The 20196-nt window shown below is 45.9% G+C and carries 17 protein-coding genes; 15 read left to right on the top strand and 2 right to left on the bottom strand.

Going from position 1 to position 20196, the window contains the following annotated elements; translation table 11 throughout:
• The first annotated feature begins 47 nt into the window (after nt 1-47).
• From D1Z90_RS15915 to D1Z90_RS15905, 3 genes are all read left to right on the top strand, one after another.
• Nucleotides 48-4937 (top strand): NAD-glutamate dehydrogenase, encoded by a 4890-nt coding sequence (locus D1Z90_RS15915; RefSeq protein ID WP_119911778.1) that lies wholly within the window; start codon nt 48-50, stop codon nt 4935-4937.
• Between the two features lie 91 nt (nt 4938-5028).
• Nucleotides 5029-6039, top strand: a complete 1011-nt coding sequence (gene pyrD / locus D1Z90_RS15910; protein ID WP_119911777.1) for a quinone-dependent dihydroorotate dehydrogenase — start codon at nt 5029-5031, stop codon at nt 6037-6039.
• 85 nt (nt 6040-6124) lie between these two features.
• Nucleotides 6125-6661 (top strand): cell division protein ZapC domain-containing protein, encoded by a 537-nt coding sequence (locus D1Z90_RS15905; protein ID WP_119911776.1) that lies wholly within the window; start codon nt 6125-6127, stop codon nt 6659-6661.
• 190 nt (nt 6662-6851) lie between these two features.
• Here D1Z90_RS15905 and D1Z90_RS15900 read toward each other — a convergent pair whose 3' ends face one another.
• The gene (locus D1Z90_RS15900; protein WP_119911775.1) at nt 6852-7592 is read right to left on the bottom strand and encodes a dienelactone hydrolase family protein; all 741 of its coding nucleotides are present in this window, start codon (nt 7590-7592) and stop codon (nt 6852-6854) included.
• A gap of 400 nt (nt 7593-7992) precedes the next feature.
• On the opposite strand from D1Z90_RS15900, the gene D1Z90_RS15895 reads away from it, so the two are divergent.
• From D1Z90_RS15895 to D1Z90_RS15865, 7 genes are all read left to right on the top strand, one after another.
• Nucleotides 7993-9141, top strand: a complete 1149-nt coding sequence (locus tag D1Z90_RS15895) for an iron-containing alcohol dehydrogenase (RefSeq protein WP_119911774.1) — start codon at nt 7993-7995, stop codon at nt 9139-9141.
• Nucleotides 9142-9441: 300 nt separating this feature from the next.
• Nucleotides 9442-9855 carry a YeeE/YedE family protein gene (locus tag D1Z90_RS15890; RefSeq protein ID WP_119911773.1) on the top strand — a complete coding sequence of 138 codons (414 nt, stop codon included), beginning with the start codon at nt 9442-9444 and terminating at the stop codon, nt 9853-9855.
• 8 nt (nt 9856-9863) lie between these two features.
• A complete protein-coding gene (locus D1Z90_RS15885) occupies nt 9864-10283 on the top strand; it encodes a DUF6691 family protein (protein ID WP_119911772.1) in 420 nt (139 codons plus the stop codon).
• A gap of 147 nt (nt 10284-10430) precedes the next feature.
• Nucleotides 10431-11846, top strand: coding sequence for an SLC13 family permease (locus D1Z90_RS15880; protein ID WP_119911771.1), 1416 nt, complete (start codon nt 10431-10433; stop codon nt 11844-11846).
• Between the two features lie 10 nt (nt 11847-11856).
• Complete coding sequence (locus tag D1Z90_RS15875; protein ID WP_232525271.1) at nt 11857-12333, top strand: response regulator; 477 nt, start codon at nt 11857-11859, stop codon at nt 12331-12333.
• Nucleotides 12334-12570: 237 nt separating this feature from the next.
• Nucleotides 12571-14658 carry an elongation factor G gene (gene fusA / locus D1Z90_RS15870; RefSeq protein ID WP_119911770.1) on the top strand — a complete coding sequence of 696 codons (2088 nt, stop codon included), beginning with the start codon at nt 12571-12573 and terminating at the stop codon, nt 14656-14658.
• 75 nt (nt 14659-14733) lie between these two features.
• A complete protein-coding gene (locus tag D1Z90_RS15865; RefSeq protein WP_119911814.1) occupies nt 14734-15231 on the top strand; it encodes a YgjP-like metallopeptidase domain-containing protein in 498 nt (165 codons plus the stop codon).
• A 20-nt stretch (nt 15232-15251) separates the two neighbouring features.
• On the opposite strand, the gene D1Z90_RS15860 is transcribed toward D1Z90_RS15865, so the two are convergent.
• On the bottom strand, nt 15252-15740 hold the full coding sequence (locus D1Z90_RS15860; RefSeq protein WP_119911769.1) for a YcxB family protein: 489 nt from the start codon (nt 15738-15740) through the stop codon (nt 15252-15254).
• 273 nt (nt 15741-16013) lie between these two features.
• Between D1Z90_RS15860 and mltA the strand changes: the two genes are divergently transcribed.
• The 5 genes from mltA to D1Z90_RS15835 all read left to right on the top strand — a co-directional run.
• Complete coding sequence (gene mltA / locus D1Z90_RS15855) at nt 16014-17087, top strand: murein transglycosylase A (RefSeq protein ID WP_198419230.1); 1074 nt, start codon at nt 16014-16016, stop codon at nt 17085-17087.
• Nucleotides 17088-17217: 130 nt separating this feature from the next.
• Nucleotides 17218-17385, top strand: coding sequence for a hypothetical protein (locus D1Z90_RS21540; RefSeq protein ID WP_198419228.1), 168 nt, complete (start codon nt 17218-17220; stop codon nt 17383-17385).
• A gap of 31 nt (nt 17386-17416) precedes the next feature.
• Nucleotides 17417-18145 carry a L,D-transpeptidase family protein gene (locus D1Z90_RS15850; RefSeq protein WP_119911768.1) on the top strand — a complete coding sequence of 243 codons (729 nt, stop codon included), beginning with the start codon at nt 17417-17419 and terminating at the stop codon, nt 18143-18145.
• 750 nt (nt 18146-18895) lie between these two features.
• Nucleotides 18896-19855 (top strand): hypothetical protein, encoded by a 960-nt coding sequence (locus tag D1Z90_RS15840; protein ID WP_119911766.1) that lies wholly within the window; start codon nt 18896-18898, stop codon nt 19853-19855.
• Between the two features lie 5 nt (nt 19856-19860).
• Nucleotides 19861-20196: hypothetical protein (locus D1Z90_RS15835; RefSeq protein ID WP_147378782.1), on the top strand; the 336-nt coding region annotated here is incomplete at its 3' end.

Raw genomic sequence — 20196 nt, 5'->3', positions numbered from 1 at the left:
TGCTTTAGTAATAGCCTGATAAATTAAGCATATTTTTGGGGTACGTCATGGATAAACACACACCGCCTACTTTCGCCGCGCCGAGCTCGATTATTTTACAAAATGTGCTGGCTTTGGTAGATAAGAAACTCCCTAAAACCAAAGCCAAGCTGGTAAAGCCCTTTGTACTTGGCTTGTTTTCTCATATTTCAGAAGACGATTTAACCCAACGCAATGATAACGACATGTATGGGGTTGCCATTAGCTTGTGGAATGCGCTCAATCGAGCTCAGCCCAGCCAAGATCATGTTAAGGTCTACAACCCCTCATTGAGCCGGCATGGTTGGCAGTCAAGCCATAGCATCATCGAAATCATAGTGAAAGACATGCCCTTTCTGGTGGACTCGGTGCAGATGGCACTGCAGCGCCAAGGTATTATCGCGCATTTATTGTTGCATCAACCCATGGCGATCACACGCAGTCAAAAAGGCAATGTCACCCAGGTAGCCAGCGCCTCGGAGCAGAGTGATAAAGCCAGTTTAGAAACGGTATTTTTGATAGAGATAGACCGCCAATCAGAAGAGCAGCAACTAGACACCTTGGCCAAAGAGCTTAACTCTGTGATGCATGATGTGACGCTGGTGGTGCAAGGTTGGCAACCGATGCAGCAGCAATTGAAACAGGTGGTGGCCGAACTAAATGAAATAAAACCAGAGCCCGGCTCGCAAATTGAGGAAGTCAGCCAGTTTTTAACTTGGCTAGCCAACCATAATTTAACCTTGATGGGTTATCGACATTACCAGCTAAAAGCGGTGAAAGGCGATCATCACTTAATTGCGGACATGGATACCAGCTTGGGACTGTTTCAGCAACCGTTGCAAAGTCAAACGTTAAGCTTGGCCGACCTGCCCGCGCCAGCACGGCAACAAATTCACAGTGATAAACGCTTAGTTCTCACTAAAACAGAAGTTAAAAGCCGAGTGCACCGGCCTGCTTACATTGACCATATTGGCATTAAGCAGTTTAACAAGCAGGGTAAAGTGATTGGTGAACACCGATTTATTGGCTTGTACGCATCTTCTTTATACAACACCAGCGCCAGCCAAATACCCTTGGTCAGTGCAAAAGTCGGACGTATCATGGAGCAGTCGGCTTTGATCAAAGGCTCACATGCCTATAAAGCTTTATTGAATGTGCTCGAAACCTACCCGAGAGATGAACTGCTGCAAGCTTCTGAATCAGAGTTACTCCACACAGGTACCGGTGTGCTGCAAATGCAAGAGCGAGACATGATCCGCTTGTTTATCCGCCGTGACACATTTGGTCGTTACATTAGCTGCTTGGTATACGTTACTAAAGACAGGTACAACACTGCGCTGCGGGTTATGACTCAAGACATTTTGGCGCGCTACTTTAATAGCCAAGAGCCGGTGGAATTTAATACCTATTTTACCGAAGGCGTTTTGGCTCGCACTGAATACTTGGTCAGAGTACGCGATTTTAACCAGCCTATTGATATCAAAGAAATTGAAAATAACCTGATAGAAGCTGCGCGGTCATGGGAGGACAAACTGCAAATGGCGCTGTTTGCCAACTTTGGCGAAGCCAAAGGCAATGCGCTGGTTAAACGTTATGCTAACGGCTTTCCACGGGCATACAAAGAAGACGTATTGGCGGGCAGTGCCGTAGCCGATATCGAGGCGCTAGAATGCTTGAACGAAAAGCAGAGCTTACAAATGCTGTTTTACCGCGCCCAAGAAGAGCTCTCAGACTCGAATAAAGTCAAACTGAAGTTGTTTCACATCAATGAACCCATTCACCTTTCTGATGTGTTGCCCAAGCTCGAAAATATGGGCCTTAAAATTATTGGCGAACGGCCCTATTCGGTCAATATGGCTGACGGTAAAATAGGTTGGATATTAGAGTTTCTGATGACTTACGAAGCCCTTGAGTCCACCTCTGCCTCCAAGCTGAATATCGACGCGCGCCAGCAAGACTTCCAGCAGGCTTTTGCCGCTGTGTGGTTTAATCAACTTGAAGACGATGGCTTCAATCGCTTAGTACTTGGCGCTGGGCTAACCGGTCGGCAAATTGTGATTATTCGCGCTTATGCAAAATATATGCGCCAAACAGGCACCAGTTTCAGTCAACAATATATCGAGCAAGCATTTAATCGATATCCCGATATTGCAGCAGCGTTAGTGCATTTATTTGCAACTAAATTTAGCCCAAGTGACGCGAAAACCCCTGCCAATGAGAGCGATTTAGCGGCGTTAACCACACGCATCACCGCCGCCCTCGATGACGTTGTGAATCTCGATGACGACAGGATTTTCCGTCACTTTCTGGAGATGATGAATGCCACCGTGCGCACCAACTTTTATCAGTTAACGGCTGCTGGCGAGCCAAAAGCGTACGTCTCGCTCAAGGTGAGGCCGTCGCTGATTACTGACATGCCAAAACCCTTGCCCGCGTTTGAAATATTTGTCTATTCACCAGAAGTGGAAGGGGTACACCTAAGAGGGGGCAAAGTAGCAAGAGGTGGCTTGCGTTGGTCAGATCGCCGTGAAGACTTCAGGACCGAAGTACTCGGACTTGTCAAAGCGCAGCAAGTGAAAAATACCGTGATCGTGCCCGTAGGTGCGAAAGGCGGCTTTGTCTGTAAACAGCCCGTTTCAAGTCAAGACCGGGGGGCCTGGCTGGCCCAAGGCCAAGAATGCTACCGCACTTTTATCAGAGCCTTGCTCGACGTGACGGATAACATTGTTGAAGGTGAGGTGAGTTCGCCAACACAAGTGGTGCGCTACGATGACGATGATCCTTATTTAGTGGTAGCTGCCGATAAGGGCACCGCCACCTTTTCAGATATAGCCAATGAAATCAGCGAGCAATACCATTTTTGGCTGGCAGATGCCTTTGCCTCTGGCGGTAGCCAAGGCTATGACCATAAAAAGATGGGCATCACGGCCAAGGGGGCGTGGGAATCTGTTAAGCGTCACTTTAAAGAAATGGGCATCAATTGCCAACAAACCGATTTTACCTGTGTGGGCATTGGCGATATGGCTGGCGACGTTTTTGGCAATGGCATGCTGCTGTCGAAACATATTCGCTTGCAAGGGGCATTTAATCATCTGCACATTTTTATTGACCCCGCGCCTGATGCTGCGTCCAGTTGGACTGAGCGTGACAGACTATTTAAATTACCCGGCTCAAGTTGGCAAGACTACGACACGTCACTCATTTCTCCCGGTGGCGGCATTTTTTCTCGCAGCGCCAAAAGCATTGCTTTGAGTCCACAAATGCAAGCCATGTTGGCCACAGACATGACGGCCATGGCGCCCAATCAACTGATCAAAGCGCTGTTGACCATGCCGGTGGACCTGTTGTGGAACGGAGGCATTGGCACTTATGTCAAAGCGCGCAGTGAAAGCGACAGTCAGGTCGGCGACAGAGCAAACGACGGCGTTCGAATTGATGGCGAGCAATTACAGGCAAAAGTGGTCGGAGAGGGCGGTAATCTAGGGTGCACCCAGTTAGGCCGCATTGAGTTTGCGATGCAAGGTGGGCGCATCGACACGGACTTTATTGACAATGTCGGTGGTGTGGACTGCTCTGACAACGAAGTGAATATTAAGATTTTACTTAATGGCATCGTGGCGCAAGGAGAGCTCACGACGAAACAGCGTAACGCCCTGTTGGTTAAAATGACCGATAACGTGACCGACATTGTGTTGACTAACGCTTACCGCCAAGCCCAATCCCTTTCCGTTACCCAAGCTGATGCGTCAGGCCAGTTAAAAGAGCATATTCGTTTTATGCAAGGACTGGAAAAACAACAAAAGTTGGACCGAGCATTGGAATACTTACCTGCTGACGATGAGTTAGCAGATCGCTTATCAACAGGCCAAGGTTTAACCCGGCCGGAATTAAGTGTGTTATTGGCATACGGTAAAATGGTGCTGAAAGAGCTGTTTGTGACCCCAGATATCAGTGACGACGCTTATTTTATTGAGCAAGTACGCCAAGTGTTCCCACTGCCATTGCAGCAGCATTATCAAACAGATATTCAAAGTCATCCGTTACGCGCAGAGCTTATTGCTACCCAATTGGCCAATCAATTAGTGAATGATGTGGGCTTTAATTTTGTGGCCAGAATGACAGATGAAACTGGCGCCGCGCCCGCTGAGATTGGTATGTGTTATACCATTGCAAGGCAAGTATTTGATATTCCAATGTTAACTGAAAAAATTGAAGCGTTAGATAATAAAGTAGATGCCAAGGTGCAACTGCGCATGATGCAGGACATGCGCCGCACCTTACGCCGCGCCACGCGTTGGTTTTTGCGCCTACGAAACCGAGGCTTGACCTTAGCGCAAAATATTGCGCTGTATCAACCAGCATATCAAGCCTTAAACAGCCAGCTTGATAAAGTACTGAACTCGGACGATGTAGCTGTGATTAAGCATCGCAGTAAGGCTTATCAAGACCAAGGCGTGCCTGCGACATTAGCCACCGCCATTGCGCAGCAAAGCTTTATCTTTAGCGTCTTGGATTTGGCGCAAATTGCTGAGCAGCAAGAAACCGACTTACTCTTAGCCGCCAACGTTTACTTTAATCTTGGTGCAAAATTAGAGCTGCATTGGTTTTTAGACCAAATCAACCTGTTGGCCGTAGACAACCATTGGCAAGCCTTGGCTCGAGCGTCGTTTCGTGAAGAGCTCGACTGGCATCAACGTACTTTGGCGATAACCGTGCTATCTACCTGTGATAAAGCAGGTTTTTGTAACAATATTATTGATCCTTGGCTAGAAAGCCATGAAGCTTTACTCGAACGCTGGTATCATATGCTCGCCGATTTTAAGACAAGCTCGAATCACGAGTTTGCCAAATTCTCCGTTGCATTACGGGAATTAAATTTACTTAACCTCAATTGCATGGCCGAAGTGGAACAATCGTAAAGCCAAGTTCAATGCGTTGGGGTAGATGAAGCATAGTTAACTAAAAGGGCGAGAGCCCTTTTCTTGTATCAGACAGTTATTTGAGGTCACCATGTTATACCGATTAGCCAGAGAAGCGTTTTTTAAATTGGATGCTGAAAAAGCCCACGAGATGGCCATCAAACAGCTGAGTTCAACGCAAAACACGCCCCTTGATGTATTTTACCGCCAGCACCTTAAAAAGCGTCCGGTTGAGTGCATGGGCTTAACTTTTGATAACGCGGTCGGCCTTGCAGCGGGTCTGGATAAAAACGGGGAATGTATTGACGCGTTCGCGGCAATGGGCTTTGGCTTTATTGAAGTAGGCACTGTCACGCCGCGGCCACAACCGGGCAACGACAAACCGCGTTTATTTCGGATCAAAGAAGCCGAGGGCATTATTAACCGCATGGGTTTTAATAACCATGGCGTTGATCAATTAGTCGAGAATGTAAAAGCCGCTAAATATAATGGCATTATTGGTATTAATATCGGTAAGAATATTGATACCGCGGTGGAGAATGGTAAAGACGACTATTTAATATGCATGGAGAAAGTTTACCAGCATGCTTCTTATATCGTGGTGAATATTTCTTCGCCTAATACTCCAGGATTAAGATCTTTACAATACGGCGAAGCATTAGACGATCTATTAAAGGATCTAAAACTAAAGCAGGCAGAGCTTGCTGAAAAATATAATAAATACGTACCACTGACGATTAAAATTGCACCGGATCTATCGATCGAAGAAATCATTCAGATCGCCGATTCATTAGTGCGTTATGAAATCGATGGCGTTATCGCCACAAATACCACCCTTGAACGCTCAATGGTGAAAGGCATGACTCACGCTAGCGAAGCCGGTGGCTTAAGCGGTCGTCCAGTGCAAAGCTTAAGTACTCAAGTCATTGCCCAGCTCTATAAAGAAATAAATGGTGCGATGCCAATCATCGGCGTCGGTGGCATTGACTCTGTGGTTGCGGCAAAAGAAAAGATGGATGCGGGAGCTAAATTAATTCAAGTTTATTCTGGCTTTATTTATCACGGTCCAGGTTTAATAAAGAATATCGTCGAAAACTATTAAATATTGCACTTTATTGAAATCAAAATTTGCATTTATAAACTATTTATCTTATAGCTATAAAAGTGACGATTATTTGAGACGGAATATGATCCTAAAACCTGATGACAGCTGGATGTGGAAATTTGACAATACCCAGTCGCAACTGAGCTTAGAGTTGGGCAGTGAATTTGTTTTTCAACCGCATTTAAAGCGCAATAAGCTGGTGGCATTTCACAAACAAACTATGCCGTTTTCAGTGGACGATGCTGCTGTCTATTACCAGTTTTTAGATCAGTTAAGCAACACCAGTTTGCCAGCGGCAATCAAAGTTTATTGGATCTTAAATGCCATTACAGGGATCCGTTTTCATAAGCCATTGATGCCGCAGAGTTGGTTTTTTACGCCTGCTGCCACCACAGAGCAACCTTTGCAAGGCGAATTAGTGCTACTGAATGCACCGGCAGACGGTCAAGCTAAGTATCTGATTTTAGAGTCAAACAGTCAGACCAGTTTATGCATGCTGGTAGATGAAACGCACCAGCTCAACCAGTGTAAACAGCTGCAGCAGTTTGATCTTATCAAGGTGATGAACGACAGGGTGAACTTAATTGAGCACGCCGAACCGCTTCGTGAGGTGGGCTAACGTTGAGGTGATTACGCACCGGTTTCATTGACATTGAAAGGTTAAGCATGACGCTTAACCTTTTTTTTCGCTCACTTTTAGTTACCACATCACGGCAAAAGCAGGTAATGCTTGGCGCCATGGGCTTCACCGATATGCAAAGCCCGTGCACACAGTGCAACAAACAGCCCAAACAAATTTCAAATTATGCTTAGTGCGTGCCAGTGACCTTGGTCAGTAATTGAGTAAAGCGTTGCCATGATTTCTCATCAGCCGCTTGTTGATAATTTTTGCTGTCGTATACGGTAAACGCATGAGGAGCTCCGCTGTACGTGATCATTTCATGGGACACTTTGGCGGCTTCCAGTTGGTCGGTTAAATCCGCAAATTGGCTCATCGGGATCATATGATCGGCGCTGCCATGAAATACCACGATAGGCCCTTTGGTTTGCTGGTAATCTTGACCTTCTGGGGTCGTCAACCCGCCGTGAAAGGTCACAAACCCTTTTGCTTGGGCACCTGAACGAGCCATTTCTAAAACGGCTGCGCCGCCAAAGCAATAGCCTGCAGCGACCATGTTGTCGATATTTGCGCCTTGCTGCTTAGCCGTGTTGACCGCCGACATTAAGAGTTTACGCATTTTATTTCTGTCTTTGTAAAGCTCACCTGTGTGCTGTTTTTTGTCCTTTACTTCAGTGGGGCGAATGCCTTTACCGAACAAATCAGCGGCGAACACGTCGTAACCGAGATCAACCAGCATTTCGCTGCGTTTTTTTTCGTAATCTGTTAATCCATCCCAATCATGGAGCAATACCACCAAAGGAGCGTTATCACTTTTAGCTTTCGCAAAGTAACCTTCATAATCTTGCCCATCGACTTGATAGGTCACGTCTTGCCCCGCTAGGGTCAGGCTTGAAAATAACAAACTGGCTATGGCAATACTGGCTCTCATAATGTGTTCCTATTAACTGTAATTATCTGTTTAATTATTACCGACAAATCGCGCCTGTCGAGCTGCCTTATCACTGACAGCGAAATACATTAAAACGATACGCCTTTCAGCGGATTAAGATCACCTTCAAGGGATTTTTTAATGCCTTCATTGAAACGTGAGAGAAACCAAAAATATCCGAGTGTTAGCAGTATTTCACCTATGCTTTGCAGATATGCTTATCACCGGAGAGCGAACGCAATTCAGCTGATATGTAACTGATGGAAGTATTTAGCATGGCACCCGCAACAACCAATACGGGGTATATGTCGATACAAACTGAACATTTTACGCTTGTCCGCCGTAATGCTCATTGCAAATACGGTTTGCCTCAATTTTGTTGCACGATACGGAGCTTTAAATGAACAACTTTACTTTTCACAACCCCACAATTATCCATTTTGGCCAAGGGCAAATCAGCGCTATTTCTCAGGCTATTCCTGCTGACGCTAAGGTGTTGGTCACCTACGGCGGCGGCTCTATCAAAACAAACGGTGTGTACGAGCAAGTCGTTGAAGCACTTAGTGGCCATGAATGGGGCGAGTTTTCAGGGATTGAGCCGAACCCGCAATACGACACCTTGATGCAAGCTGTGCAAAAGGTGAAACAAGAGGGCTACAACTATGTGCTCGCGGTAGGGGGCGGCTCTGTAGTTGATGGCAGTAAATTCATTGTTGCAGCTGCAGAATTTGACGGCAACCCTTGGGACATTTTAGCGCAAGGTGCGGCTTTGCAAACGGCTTTACCCTTGGGCTGCGTATTAACCTTGCCCGCCACGGGCTCTGAAAGTAACGCCGGCTCTGTCGTATCCAAAGGCAATGACAAACTGTTTTTCTTTTCGCCGTTAGTACAGCCTGCTTTTGCCGTGTTAGATCCTCAAGTGACGCTCAGTTTGTCCGCTCGCCAAGTTTCAAATGGTGTGGTGGATGCTTTTGTGCATGTGATGGAGCAATACGTTACTTTTCCCGTTAATGCAAAAGTACAAGACAGGTTTGCAGAAGGCTTGTTAGCCACATTAATGGAAGAAGGGCCCAAAGCCCTGAGCACGCCGCAAGATTTGAAGGTACGCAGTAATATTATGTGGTCAGCTACCCAGGCCCTTAATGGCTTAATTGGCGTAGGCGTGCCGCAAGATTGGGCTACGCACATGATAGGTCATGAAATAACAGGTCACTATGGCGTAGATCATGCGCGAACATTAAGCATTGTATTACCAGCCGTTTTGAAATTTAAAACGCCGCAAAAGCAAGCTAAGTTGGCACAGTTTGCAGAGCGAGTCTTAGGCATGCAAGCAGGCAGTGATGAACAAAAAGCCAGCCAAGCCATCGCCAAGATAGAAGCATTTTTTCAATCTATGGAAGTACCGACACGCTTGTCAGACGTCGATCTTGGGGCCGACAATATTGATACCTTGATAAACAGCTTGCAGCAGCACGGCCGTGAGCAACTTGGCGAACATGGCGACATTGATATTGCAACCAGTCGTAAGATTTTAGAGCTCGCGTGTTAGTGTTTATTTATGCGCTTATTTGAGCGCACTCTATGATCGCACGTCGTGATTGAGTTGATTGCTGCGCAGGCTGTTTTATACGCCTGCGCGATATAAAAGCCGCATAATCCGGCATTTAATGCTCTAAGCGTGTTTACTGTGAACATTGTTTACTTTCATATTTGCTTCCATTTGCTTCCTTCGCAAGACGCATCTCTGCTTTATTGGTGCATTGTCAGCCATGCTTTTGTGCAATCACTCGATTTCTATATTAGACTTTGCTAATATGAATTCATTGTTTTTTAAAACGGTTAACTGAAAATGGAAATACCATGGCTAGCACTGTTGGGCGGGGCGTTACTGGGGGCTTCTGCCAGTTTATTGTTGTTATTTAGCGGCCAAGTCGCAGGTATCAGTGGCATCGCGTCTCGCTTATTGAGACGTACGCAAGCGGATAAGGCGTGGCGCATTATATTTTTAGCCGCCATGGTGCTTGGCGGCGCAGTGGCAGCCAATACCCTCAACCTTGCCATTCCTACGGAATATGATGCGCCTTATTGGCTTCTGGCCATTGCTGGCTTGCTTGTCGGCCTTGGTACGGCCATCGGTAATGGTTGTACCAGTGGTCATGGCATTTGTGGCATGGGCAGAGGGTCTGTGCGCTCTATTGTGGCCACTGGCACCTTCATGTTGGTAGCGGCGTTAACCGTTTTTATTATTCGCCACTTATTGTAGGAGTGACCATGGTATATGTAGTGAGTCTGATTGCCGGTTTGTTATTTGGCGTGGGCATGGTTATCTCCGGTATGGTGCTACCCGATAAAGTGTTAGCGTTTTTAGACATTGCTGGCGAGTGGGACATGAGCTTGGCGTTTGTCATGGGCGGGGCCCTTGGCGTGTTTGCGCCTTGTTACTGGTGGTTAATTAAGCCCAGAGGTAAGGCCATTAATGACCAGGCGGTGAATGCTAACTCTAACTTACAAGTGGATAGTCGGCTGATAATTGGCGCCAGCTTGTTTGGCATAGGGTGGGGGGTAGCGGGGATCTGTCCCGGGCCGGCTTTTGCATCATTAAGCGCGATGAATCCTGGCTTGCTTATATTTATTGCTTTTATGCTTGTCGGCTTTTTATTAGCACCGGTAATTAACCGCCAGATTAAGTAAACATTTCGTTGGCGAAAACCGTGACCGCCGCTGCTTTTTCGATCATTAATCAAAAATGTTGCACTTGGTTTGATCCAATTCATAGTGAGTAGGCCATGCTAAGGCACAATAGCAGGCCTCCTTACTACGGAAAATTACGCAACAATCATGTTCACTCGATACCTTAAATACATCCTTCCCATTCTCATTCCTTGCATCATTTTGCTTTTGCCGACAACCGCCTTTGGCATCGACGGCTTAACTCAGATTGAACAACGGGTGATCGCCATTTTTGTGCTGGCAGCGCTGTGTTGGGTACTAGAGCCGATTCCCATTTATGCTACCTCAGTGGTAATTATCGTGCTCGAGTTGTTGTTGGTATCAGATAAAGGCTTGTGGTTTACCAAGGTTCCTAGCGACGACTTAGGTCAACTTATCTCCCATAAAACCATCATGGGCACCTTTGCATCGCCAATCATTATGCTGTTTCTTGGGGGCTTTTTCTTAGCCATGGCGGCAACCAAATACCGGTTAGATACTAATCTAGCCCGGGTATTGCTTAAACCTTTTGGCAAAGATCCCAAATACGTCATGCTGGGTTTGATGATGATTACTGCCATTTTCTCTATGTTTATGAGTAATACCGCAACAACGGCCATGATGTTGTCAATTTTAACGCCCGTGCTGGCACTGTTTAAAATGGAAGACATGGGCAAAGTGGCATTTGCCTTATCGGTACCCGTTGCGGCAAATATTGGCGGCATTGGCACCCCGATTGGCACGCCACCCAATGCGGTGGCCCTTAAGTACTTAGTCGATGATAACGCCATCAGTTTTGGTCAATGGATGGCGTTTGGCGTACCGTTTGTGGTTGTCATGTTATTTATTGCTTGGGTATTACTCAGTCGTTTGTTTCCCGCCAGCGAAAAAGAAATAAACTTAAACATCAAAGGAAAATTCCTGAAGACCCCTAAAGCGATTACCGTCTACGCCACCTTTATTTTGACCATCTTATTATGGCTAATGGGCGGTTTACATGGCATGAACTCCTACGTCGTCGCCTTGATTCCCGTTGCTATTTTTTCCATGTTTAACATCATTACCAAAGAAGACTTAAAGAAAATTTCTTGGGATGTGTTATGGCTTGTTTCTGGCGGTATCGCCCTAGGTGTCGCTCTTGATAAGTCCGGTTTAGCAGCAAACGCCGTCAACGCCATCCCGTTTGCAGCGGCGCATCCACTGTTGCTGATTGTCGCGGCCTCTTTATTGTGTTTATTAATGGCGAACTTTATGTCGCACACGGCCACAGCCAACTTGTTGTTACCCTTAGTGGCAGCGCTAGGGGCTTCCATGCACTCGTTATTACCTTACGGCGGTGAAGTGGCGTTGATATTAGCAGTGACGTTTGCGGCGTCACTTGGTATGTCTTTGCCAATCAGCACACCGCCCAATGCATTGGCGTTTGCATCGGGTCACGTTAAGACCAAACAAATGGCCAAAGTAGGGGTGATTTTAGGAGTAATTGGTATGCTAGTGACGTATGCCATGATAGCGATTTTAAATCAGATGGGCTTTATGGCTTAAAGCAGGGGGCATGATGGAAAAAATCCACATTATATGTGTTGACGATGAGCGCGAAGTGTTGGAATCGGTGGCGCAGGATTTAGAGCTATTGAGTGAAGTGTTTACCGTTGAGTTGTGTGAGTCAGCAGCGGAGTGTTTAGAGTTAATGGACGACATTGATGCAGAAGACGACCACGTGGCCGTGGTGATCTCTGATCAAGTGATGCCTGACAAGTCGGGGGTTGAACTGTTAACCGAGATTGCCGAAGACGGTCGCTTCAAGCATACCAAAAAACTGTTATTGACGGGGTTAGCGACCCAAGCGGATACCATTCGCGCCATTAACCATGCACAACTGGATAATTATTTAGAGAAAGTGTGGCAACCAGAAATACTACAATTGCTAACCAAGCAATTGCTAACGCGCTACATTGTTGAAAAGGGCATTGATTACCAGCCGTATGTTAGCCACTTGGATGCTCCCACGTTATTCAAATTGCTACAATAAGCTCAGCTTGCCACTTGCAACCTAAGCAGAAAATGAATATTTCATGGGCTTTGGCCCATGATGACAGCGAGTTGCACTTTGAAAATGCCCAAAATAAGTCAAAAACACCCACGCGAAAAAAAAATTCCCCTAAATCGCTTCTCAAAGTAAGGCTTTTTGTTTTTGGTTGTTTTACTTCTCGTTAGTCGTGCTATACTTCGCCCGCATTTATTTAGTATAAATTTATAGAGTGAACAAATGGCAGATTTATCAAAGTACAGAAATATTGGTATTTTCGCTCACGTTGACGCTGGTAAAACCACGACAACTGAACGAATCTTGAAACTTACTGGTCAAATCCACAAGACAGGTGAAGTTCACGATGGTGAGTCCACTACGGACTTCATGGAGCAAGAAGCTGAGCGTGGTATTACTATCCAGTCAGCAGCAGTAAGTTGTTTCTGGAACGATCACCGTCTAAACGTTATCGATACTCCGGGACACGTTGACTTCACTGTTGAAGTATACCGTTCTCTAAAAGTTCTTGACGGTGGTATTGGTGTATTCTGTGGTTCTGGTGGTGTTGAACCACAATCAGAAACTAACTGGCGTTACGCTAACGAATCTGAAGTTGCTCGTATCATCTTCGTGAACAAGTTAGACCGTATGGGTGCTGACTTCTACCGTGTTGTTAAGCAAACTCAAGACGTACTAGCGGCTAACCCACTAGTTATGGTACTTCCAATCGGTATCGAAGACGACTTCGTTGGTGTTGTTGACCTTCTTTCTCGTAAAGCGTACATCTGGGATGACACAGGTCTGCCAGAGAACTACGAAGTACAAGACGTACCAGCTGACATGGTTGACGACGTTGAAGCGTACCGTGAAGAGCTAATCGAAACTGCTGTTGAGCAAGACGATGACCTAATGGAAGCTTACATGGAAGGTGAAGAGCCTTCTCTAGAAGACATCAAGCGTTGTATCCGTAAAGGTACACGCACAATGGCTTTCTTCCCAACTTACTGTGGTTCAGCATTCAAGAACAAAGGTGTTCAACTAGTACTAGACGCGGTTGTAGATTACCTACCTGCGCCTACTGAAGTTGATCCTCAGCCGCTAACAGACAAAGACACGGGCGAGCCAACGGGTGAAGTTGCAACTGTATCTGCAGATGAGCCACTACGTGCACTAGCATTTAAAATTATGGATGACCGCTTCGGCGCGCTAACTTTCATCCGTATTTACTCTGGTGTAATGAACAAGGGTGACACTATCCTTAACTCTGCAACAGGTAAAACTGAGCGTATCGGCCGTATGGTTGAGATGCAAGCAGATGACCGTAACGAATTAACTCGCGCACAAGCGGGTGACATCATCGCGGTAGTTGGCATGAAGAACGTGCAAACAGGTCACACACTTTGTGATGTTAAGCACGAGTGTACGCTTGAGCCAATGATCTTCCCAGAACCAGTAATCTCGATTGCTGTTACGCCTAAAGACAAAGGCTCAACTGAGAAAATGGGTATCGCGATCGGTAAAATGGTTGCAGAAGATCCTTCTTTCCAAGTTGAAACTGACGAAGATTCAGGTGAAACCATCCTTAAAGGTATGGGTGAGCTTCACTTAGATATCAAAGTAGATATCTTGAAGCGTACTTACGGCGTAGAGTTAGAAGTAGGTCAACCACAGGTTGCTTACCGTGAAACTATCACTAAAGAAGTTGAAGATAGCTACACGCATAAGAAACAGTCTGGTGGTTCTGGTCAGTTCGGTAAAATTGATTACCGCATCAAGCCTGGTGAGCCAAACTCTGGTTTCACATTCACTTCTTCAGTTGTAGGTGGTAACGTTCCTAAGGAATTCTGGCCTGCAGTTGAGAAAGGCTTCCAAATGATGATGGAAGAAGGTGTTCTAGCTGGTTTCCCAGTACTAGACGTTGAAGTTGAACTGTTCGATGGTGCTTTCCACGCCGTGGATTCATCTGCAATCGCATTTGAAATCGCAGCGAAAGGCGCATTCCGTCAGTCAATTCCAAAATCTGGTCCACAACTTCTTGAGCCAATCATGAAAGTTGACGTGTTCACTCCAGAAGATCACGTTGGTGATGTAATCGGTGACCTTAACCGTCGTCGTGGTATGATCAAAGACCAAGAAGCTGGTGTAACAGGCGTTCGCATTAAAGCAGACGTACCACTTTCAGAAATGTTTGGTTACATCGGTTCTCTACGTACAATGACATCAGGTCGTGGCCAGTTCTCTATGGAATTCGCTCACTACTCAGCTTGTCCTGCAAACGTAGCAGAAGAAGTAATCGCAGAAGTTAAAGAGCTTAAAGCTAAGAAATAATTTAGCCGCTCGTTAGTTTCTATAACCCTGACATGTAAGTGTCAGGGTTATTTTTTGCCTAAAATTTATATCGTTATGAAATATCTACAAGGCTATCCTGAGCCTATTTTGCAACAAGTGCAGCAATTGATGCAGGCCAATAAGCTTAAAACCTACCTGTTGAATAAATACCCGCAGCAACACCAAGTGCGCAGTGAAAAAGCCCTTTATGAGTTTGTATTAGCACTCAAAAACACGTATTTGAAAAAGTCTTCGCCGCTCAGCAAAGTGGTATACGACAACCAATTACATATTGTTAAGCATGCTTTAGGTACTCACAGTTACGTTAATCGGGTGCAAGGCAATAAGATCAAAGCCAAGCAAGAGATCCGCATTGCCGGCTTATTTCGCCACATGGGCCCAGAAATGCTCACCATGATTGCGGTACACGAGTTAGCGCACCTAAAAGAAAAACAGCACAACAAAGCGTTTTATCAGCTGTGTTTGCACATGCAGCCAAATTATCACCAAGTTGAATTGGATACGCGTTTGTACTTAACTGAACGTGAACAAAACGGATGTATTTACCAATAGCGCCATCGTGCTAGCAGGAGTTAAGCTTGCTGTTGCTCTGAGTGACACTTTACCTTTATATGGGCAATCACTTGTGGAGTCAGAATACTGCTCGACAGGTAGTTTTTAGCGCCAGATTGCAACGTCAGTAATAGACCCTCGGGCGTGTCTATCACGTCACTCACTTCTTGCCACTGCAATTGGGTATGCGTGTAAGCGCCTTGGGTGGTAATACCGGTATCACTGACGGTTAATGTCACCTTATTGCCGCCATTACGGCTCCATACTTGCCTTAATAACCACCAACTGCGACGATACTTAAAACTCAGCCACTCCAAGGCCGCCAACGCAAAAAGCAAGATGCCTACTTTACCATGAGTGATCTCAAAGCTTAAAATGGCGATTCCAACAATCACTAAGCCTGCCATTAAAGCGTAGCGCGGCGTTTGTTGTTTCTGATAGGGCAAGCATTGGTCGTAACATTCCGCAAAGTATTCGCGTGATAAGGTAAATTCGTGTTGGTATTTCATGACAAGCCTACAATATTTTTCGTTATTATCGCAAACTTCTCCCTTTTAGGCGATAGCCTTGCACCAGGGGGAATGACGTATTTAAAAAGCCTTACTTACGCTGTTTGATGGCCGCAGCTGCAATCTCACCGACTCAATTCGGCCGCAAAGGGGAGCCTCTGCTTAGCCAAACCTAAGTCAACAATACCTGTGAAGTACAGCAATAGGCGCTTGTTTATTTTCCTCTTTTTTGCCAGTCTATGGCCTTACGTTTAGATAACATAGAGACCTTTTGTGCCGTTAACATTATCTCGTATCGCCGCCATTTTAGCAGGTGGTTTAGTCATAGCTGCATGCAGTACACCGCCAGAGCCGGTTTTATTTGGTAAGCAAGCGTCCGATGTCACCCTCACTCAGACCCTAACACCTGTAGCGCAAGTTCAGTCTGATAAAGCGCGCGACTACAGTCTGTTCACCTTGCAAATGAATCAGGTAAAACAAGCCTCGCCAAACATGATGGCAAAATACGCCAGCTTGTATAAAAAGATTGAAAATTGGTCTGAGCAAAGTGGAGATCCCACTCAACTTAGCCAGTTTGGGCTCGGCGCGTCACAATTAAGCGGCGCAGACCAACAAGGTAATGTGTTATTCACGGGCTATTTCTCGCCTGTGATGGAGCTGCGACATCAGCCTGATCACCAATTTAAATACCCGTTATACGCTTTGCCTCAGTGTCAGGGTAGTTGCCCAAGTCGTGAGCAAATATATCAAGGTGCGTTAGACGGCCAAGGCTTAGAGCTCGCCTACAGTAATTCACTAATCGACAACTTTATGCTGGAAGTGCAAGGCAGCGGCTTTGTATATTTCTCTGACGATGGTGCCAAGCAATATTTTGCTTATGCGGGCAAAAATGGTCACCCATACGTCAGCATTGGCCGCGTATTGATTGAGCGCGGCGAAGTGAAAAAAGAAGACATGTCGCTGCAAGCCATCAAAGACTGGGTAGCGCAACAAGATGAAGCCACCGTCTTGGAGTTATTACAGCAAAACCCGTCATTTGTATTTTTCCAAGCGAACGACAAACTGGACGTGATTGGCTCGGCGGGCATTCCGCTGCAAGGTGGCGCGGCGGTGGCTGCCGATCGCAGTATTTTCCCCATGGGCTCGGTGATTTTAGCCGAAGTGCCGCAGCTTGACGCTCAAGGCGTATGGACCGGTCACCACGTGTTAAAACTGCTGATGGTATTAGACACAGGTGGCGCGGTAAAAGGCAGCCATTTGGATTTATACCACGGCTTGGGCAAACAAGCAGGAAAAAACGCGGGCTATTACAAGCACTTTGGCCGCGTATGGGTGCTTACTGAGTAGTGTTCAGCACGTGGAGTCGCCAAGAGTGGGAGCGGGCAGGAAGTTTTTCGGTCGCAAGTGAGATAAGGTAAGACCAATTTACAAAGTGGCGCGGCAAGGTGGCTGGGCTCATGATAAATAAGGGATTACTGTGCAGGAAAAATGCGGCCATTGTCGTCAATTCACACGAGTACCGGAAAACAACCAAGATCTTTGCGGCGCGTGGGGTCAACCAACCCGAGCAAGCCGTGCTGCTTGTGAGTTTTTTATGCCTAAAACCTTACTGCGCAAACCGGCCCATAAGCTCACCGTGCCTTAAAGATAAACTGACTTTCTGAGTGCAATAATCTATGTTCAAACTGAGCAATATTCTGTTGATTATTATAGCGCTGGCCTGCGTGGTCTTTTATTACCATGGCCGCGCAATTTGGGTGCCTGTAGTGCAAAAAGTAACGGGAAAGAACAGCGTGGTCGATATTCAAGCCCGCTATGGCGAAGCGGTAACAGCAAAGCTTGCTCCCGCGATCAAACAAGCGGGCTTAACTTTGCCTTTACAGCAAATTTCCTTGTTGGCGGTGAAGCAAGACAATACCTTAGCGCTATGGGGCAATAATGGCCAAGGTTGGGCCAAAATTAAAGTTTACCCAGTATTAGCAGCCAGCGGCGTGTTGGGACCGAAACTGCGTGAGGGTGACAAACAAGTGCCGGAAGGGGTTTACCGTATCTCTGGGTTAAACCCCAACAGCGCTTATCATTTGTCGATGAAAGTAAACTACCCCAACGAGTTTGATTTGAAATGGGCACAGCAAGAAGGGCGCACTGAGCCCGGCACCAATATATTCATTCACGGCAAAGCCGTGTCCATTGGCTGTTTGGCCATTGGCGACACCGCGATTGAAGAGTTGTTTGTATTGATTGCTAACCAAGGCAGAGATAAAGTGCAGGTGATAATTTCACCCACAGATCCCCAGCAAGGGCCGCTCGTAACACCGGTCAATGCGCCGCACTGGACGCCTGATTTATACCAAAGCATTACCCAAGCCTACCTCTCAGTGACGGGGACAGGCACAAAGTCGTAAATGCTAACACGCAAGTGGATGGGCAATGATTAAGAGATAACCATCGCCAACCTTTAAAAGTGTATATAGATACAACATAAAGTATCAGATCTGATGTCCGAAACCTTAGTTAGCTTGCTGCATCAGCCTGCTAACTAAGTTTAGCTGTGTATCTCGATTGAGATGGCTGAAATCAAAGCCTGTAAACAGGTAATAATCTATTACGCTATTTGTCTAACAATATGGTAGTCGTAAGAATACCGCTTTTATTTCCTATTGATGCAGTGGCGAGAGCGTCTCAGTACTAGGCGTCAATGATAAAAGCGCCGCCAGCCCGACGGGTATGTTAAATATCCCTTTTTTGTTAAGCCATTACACATTCTAAAATACCGATTTGGCTCATGCCTGAGTATGGTTTTTATTCGTGAAAACCAATAATACTTTAATCTATCAATAAGCCCGCATATATTGCATTGCTAATGAGGGTGAAGGGCCGTTTTGCGTCTTTCAAAATATAGGCAAAATAAATCAATATGAATCAGCACGCGCAGCAACATCACGATACTGAGATTAATAAGCCAATGGCATTTAAAGCGGGCCGCACTGAAGAAAAAGGGCAGGGCACGAAATTCACTCTAAGCCCCTTACCTTTAACAACCAACCTGCCTAAAGCCAACACTTGTGACTTATTCGCTAAAAAACGAACACTATATTGAGGTAGGCACTGTTAACAGCAAGTGGCAATAAACCATTTTAATTAGAAAGAGAGCCATGCAACCTTTTATTTATGACAACACGGCCTATCGCAGCGAACAAGCGCGAGACTTACATTTAAACAAACCGTCACACCGAGCGGCGGTATTAAATAAAAAACCCGTATTGCACGATGTGTTCCCCGCTAACGCTTTAAATAGCCACGAAATAGAGACATTGGCGTATGATGAAGAACAAGAAACGTTAACAATAGCCAGCGATGCCCCAGACCGTATGGATGCAGAAGTAATACGCCACCCAACCTTTGGACGGGCTAACGATAAGATATTATTTGTATTAATGTTTGGTAGCGTAGCGGCGATTAAAATTGCATTTATTGCTTTTATAATATTTTTTTTTAGTGCTGTTTTTACAGCGATAATTAGAGAAAGCTTAAGCTTTAAAGAATCGTTTTCAATGTATTTCTTTGCTGGTGGTTTTTACATTATTATCCCCTGCATTATCTCTGCAATTATCTGCACCCCCATCCTGCCTTATTACATTAAAAAAGTAGCCAAAAAAGCGCGGCCTTTGCATGAAATCAATCGCGGCACGGGACGCGTTAAGCTCTGGTGCAAGAAAACCCATCAATTACTATACGACGTGGCCTTTGAAGATTGCGTATTGGAAACCATCAATATTTTTACTCACCAAGGCATTACGGATTACCACCAAGTCTTTTTACGTTGCAATAACGCGCCCAAGTTAAAAATTGACGTGGCCTTTTTTGGTGATAACAAAGAAGGGGAGGACGTCACCGCGATATGGAATTTTGTGCAGCGCTACATGGATACGTCTCGGCCTTTGCCGGATGTCCCGTGTTTTGAGATGACCCGCCATTTAGATCCTGCAAGTGCAGCCCATGATATAAAGACCCAACGCAATCCTAGGTATTGGCGCGACATGGACTTCGCCACCCTGTATCAAAAAAGGCGTGAATTTAAAGCCGCAGTGCGCAAGCTGCCAAAGTTTAGGTAATGCCTATGACTAATTATTATAGCGAGAGCGCATACCGTAAAGATAAGTGCCCAACAGACAATCCAACGCCAGAAAAATCCGGCTTATGGCAAGGATTATCCACTCACACCCAATACACTTGGCACAACACGTACAATTATATTAACCCCTTTAATCGCCAGTTTCCTTCTTGTTGGCATTTAGATTATGACTATCAAAGTAAGGCTGAAGCATTCCCTGCATATTGGCCTTTAACCCATGAGGTATGGAAAACGGATTTTGAAGAAGATAGCTCAGAGAAATCCGACAGTTTCTTATTGGCATCATTGGGAGCATTTGCACTGCCTACTGCGTACCTTTAT

Source organism: Motilimonas pumila, assembly GCF_003596335.1.
Taxonomy (GTDB): Bacteria; Pseudomonadota; Gammaproteobacteria; order Enterobacterales; family CBDFNC01; genus Motilimonas; species Motilimonas pumila.
The sequence above is the reverse complement of the archived record's forward strand: the minus strand, read 5'-3'. Positions and strand labels throughout refer to the sequence as shown.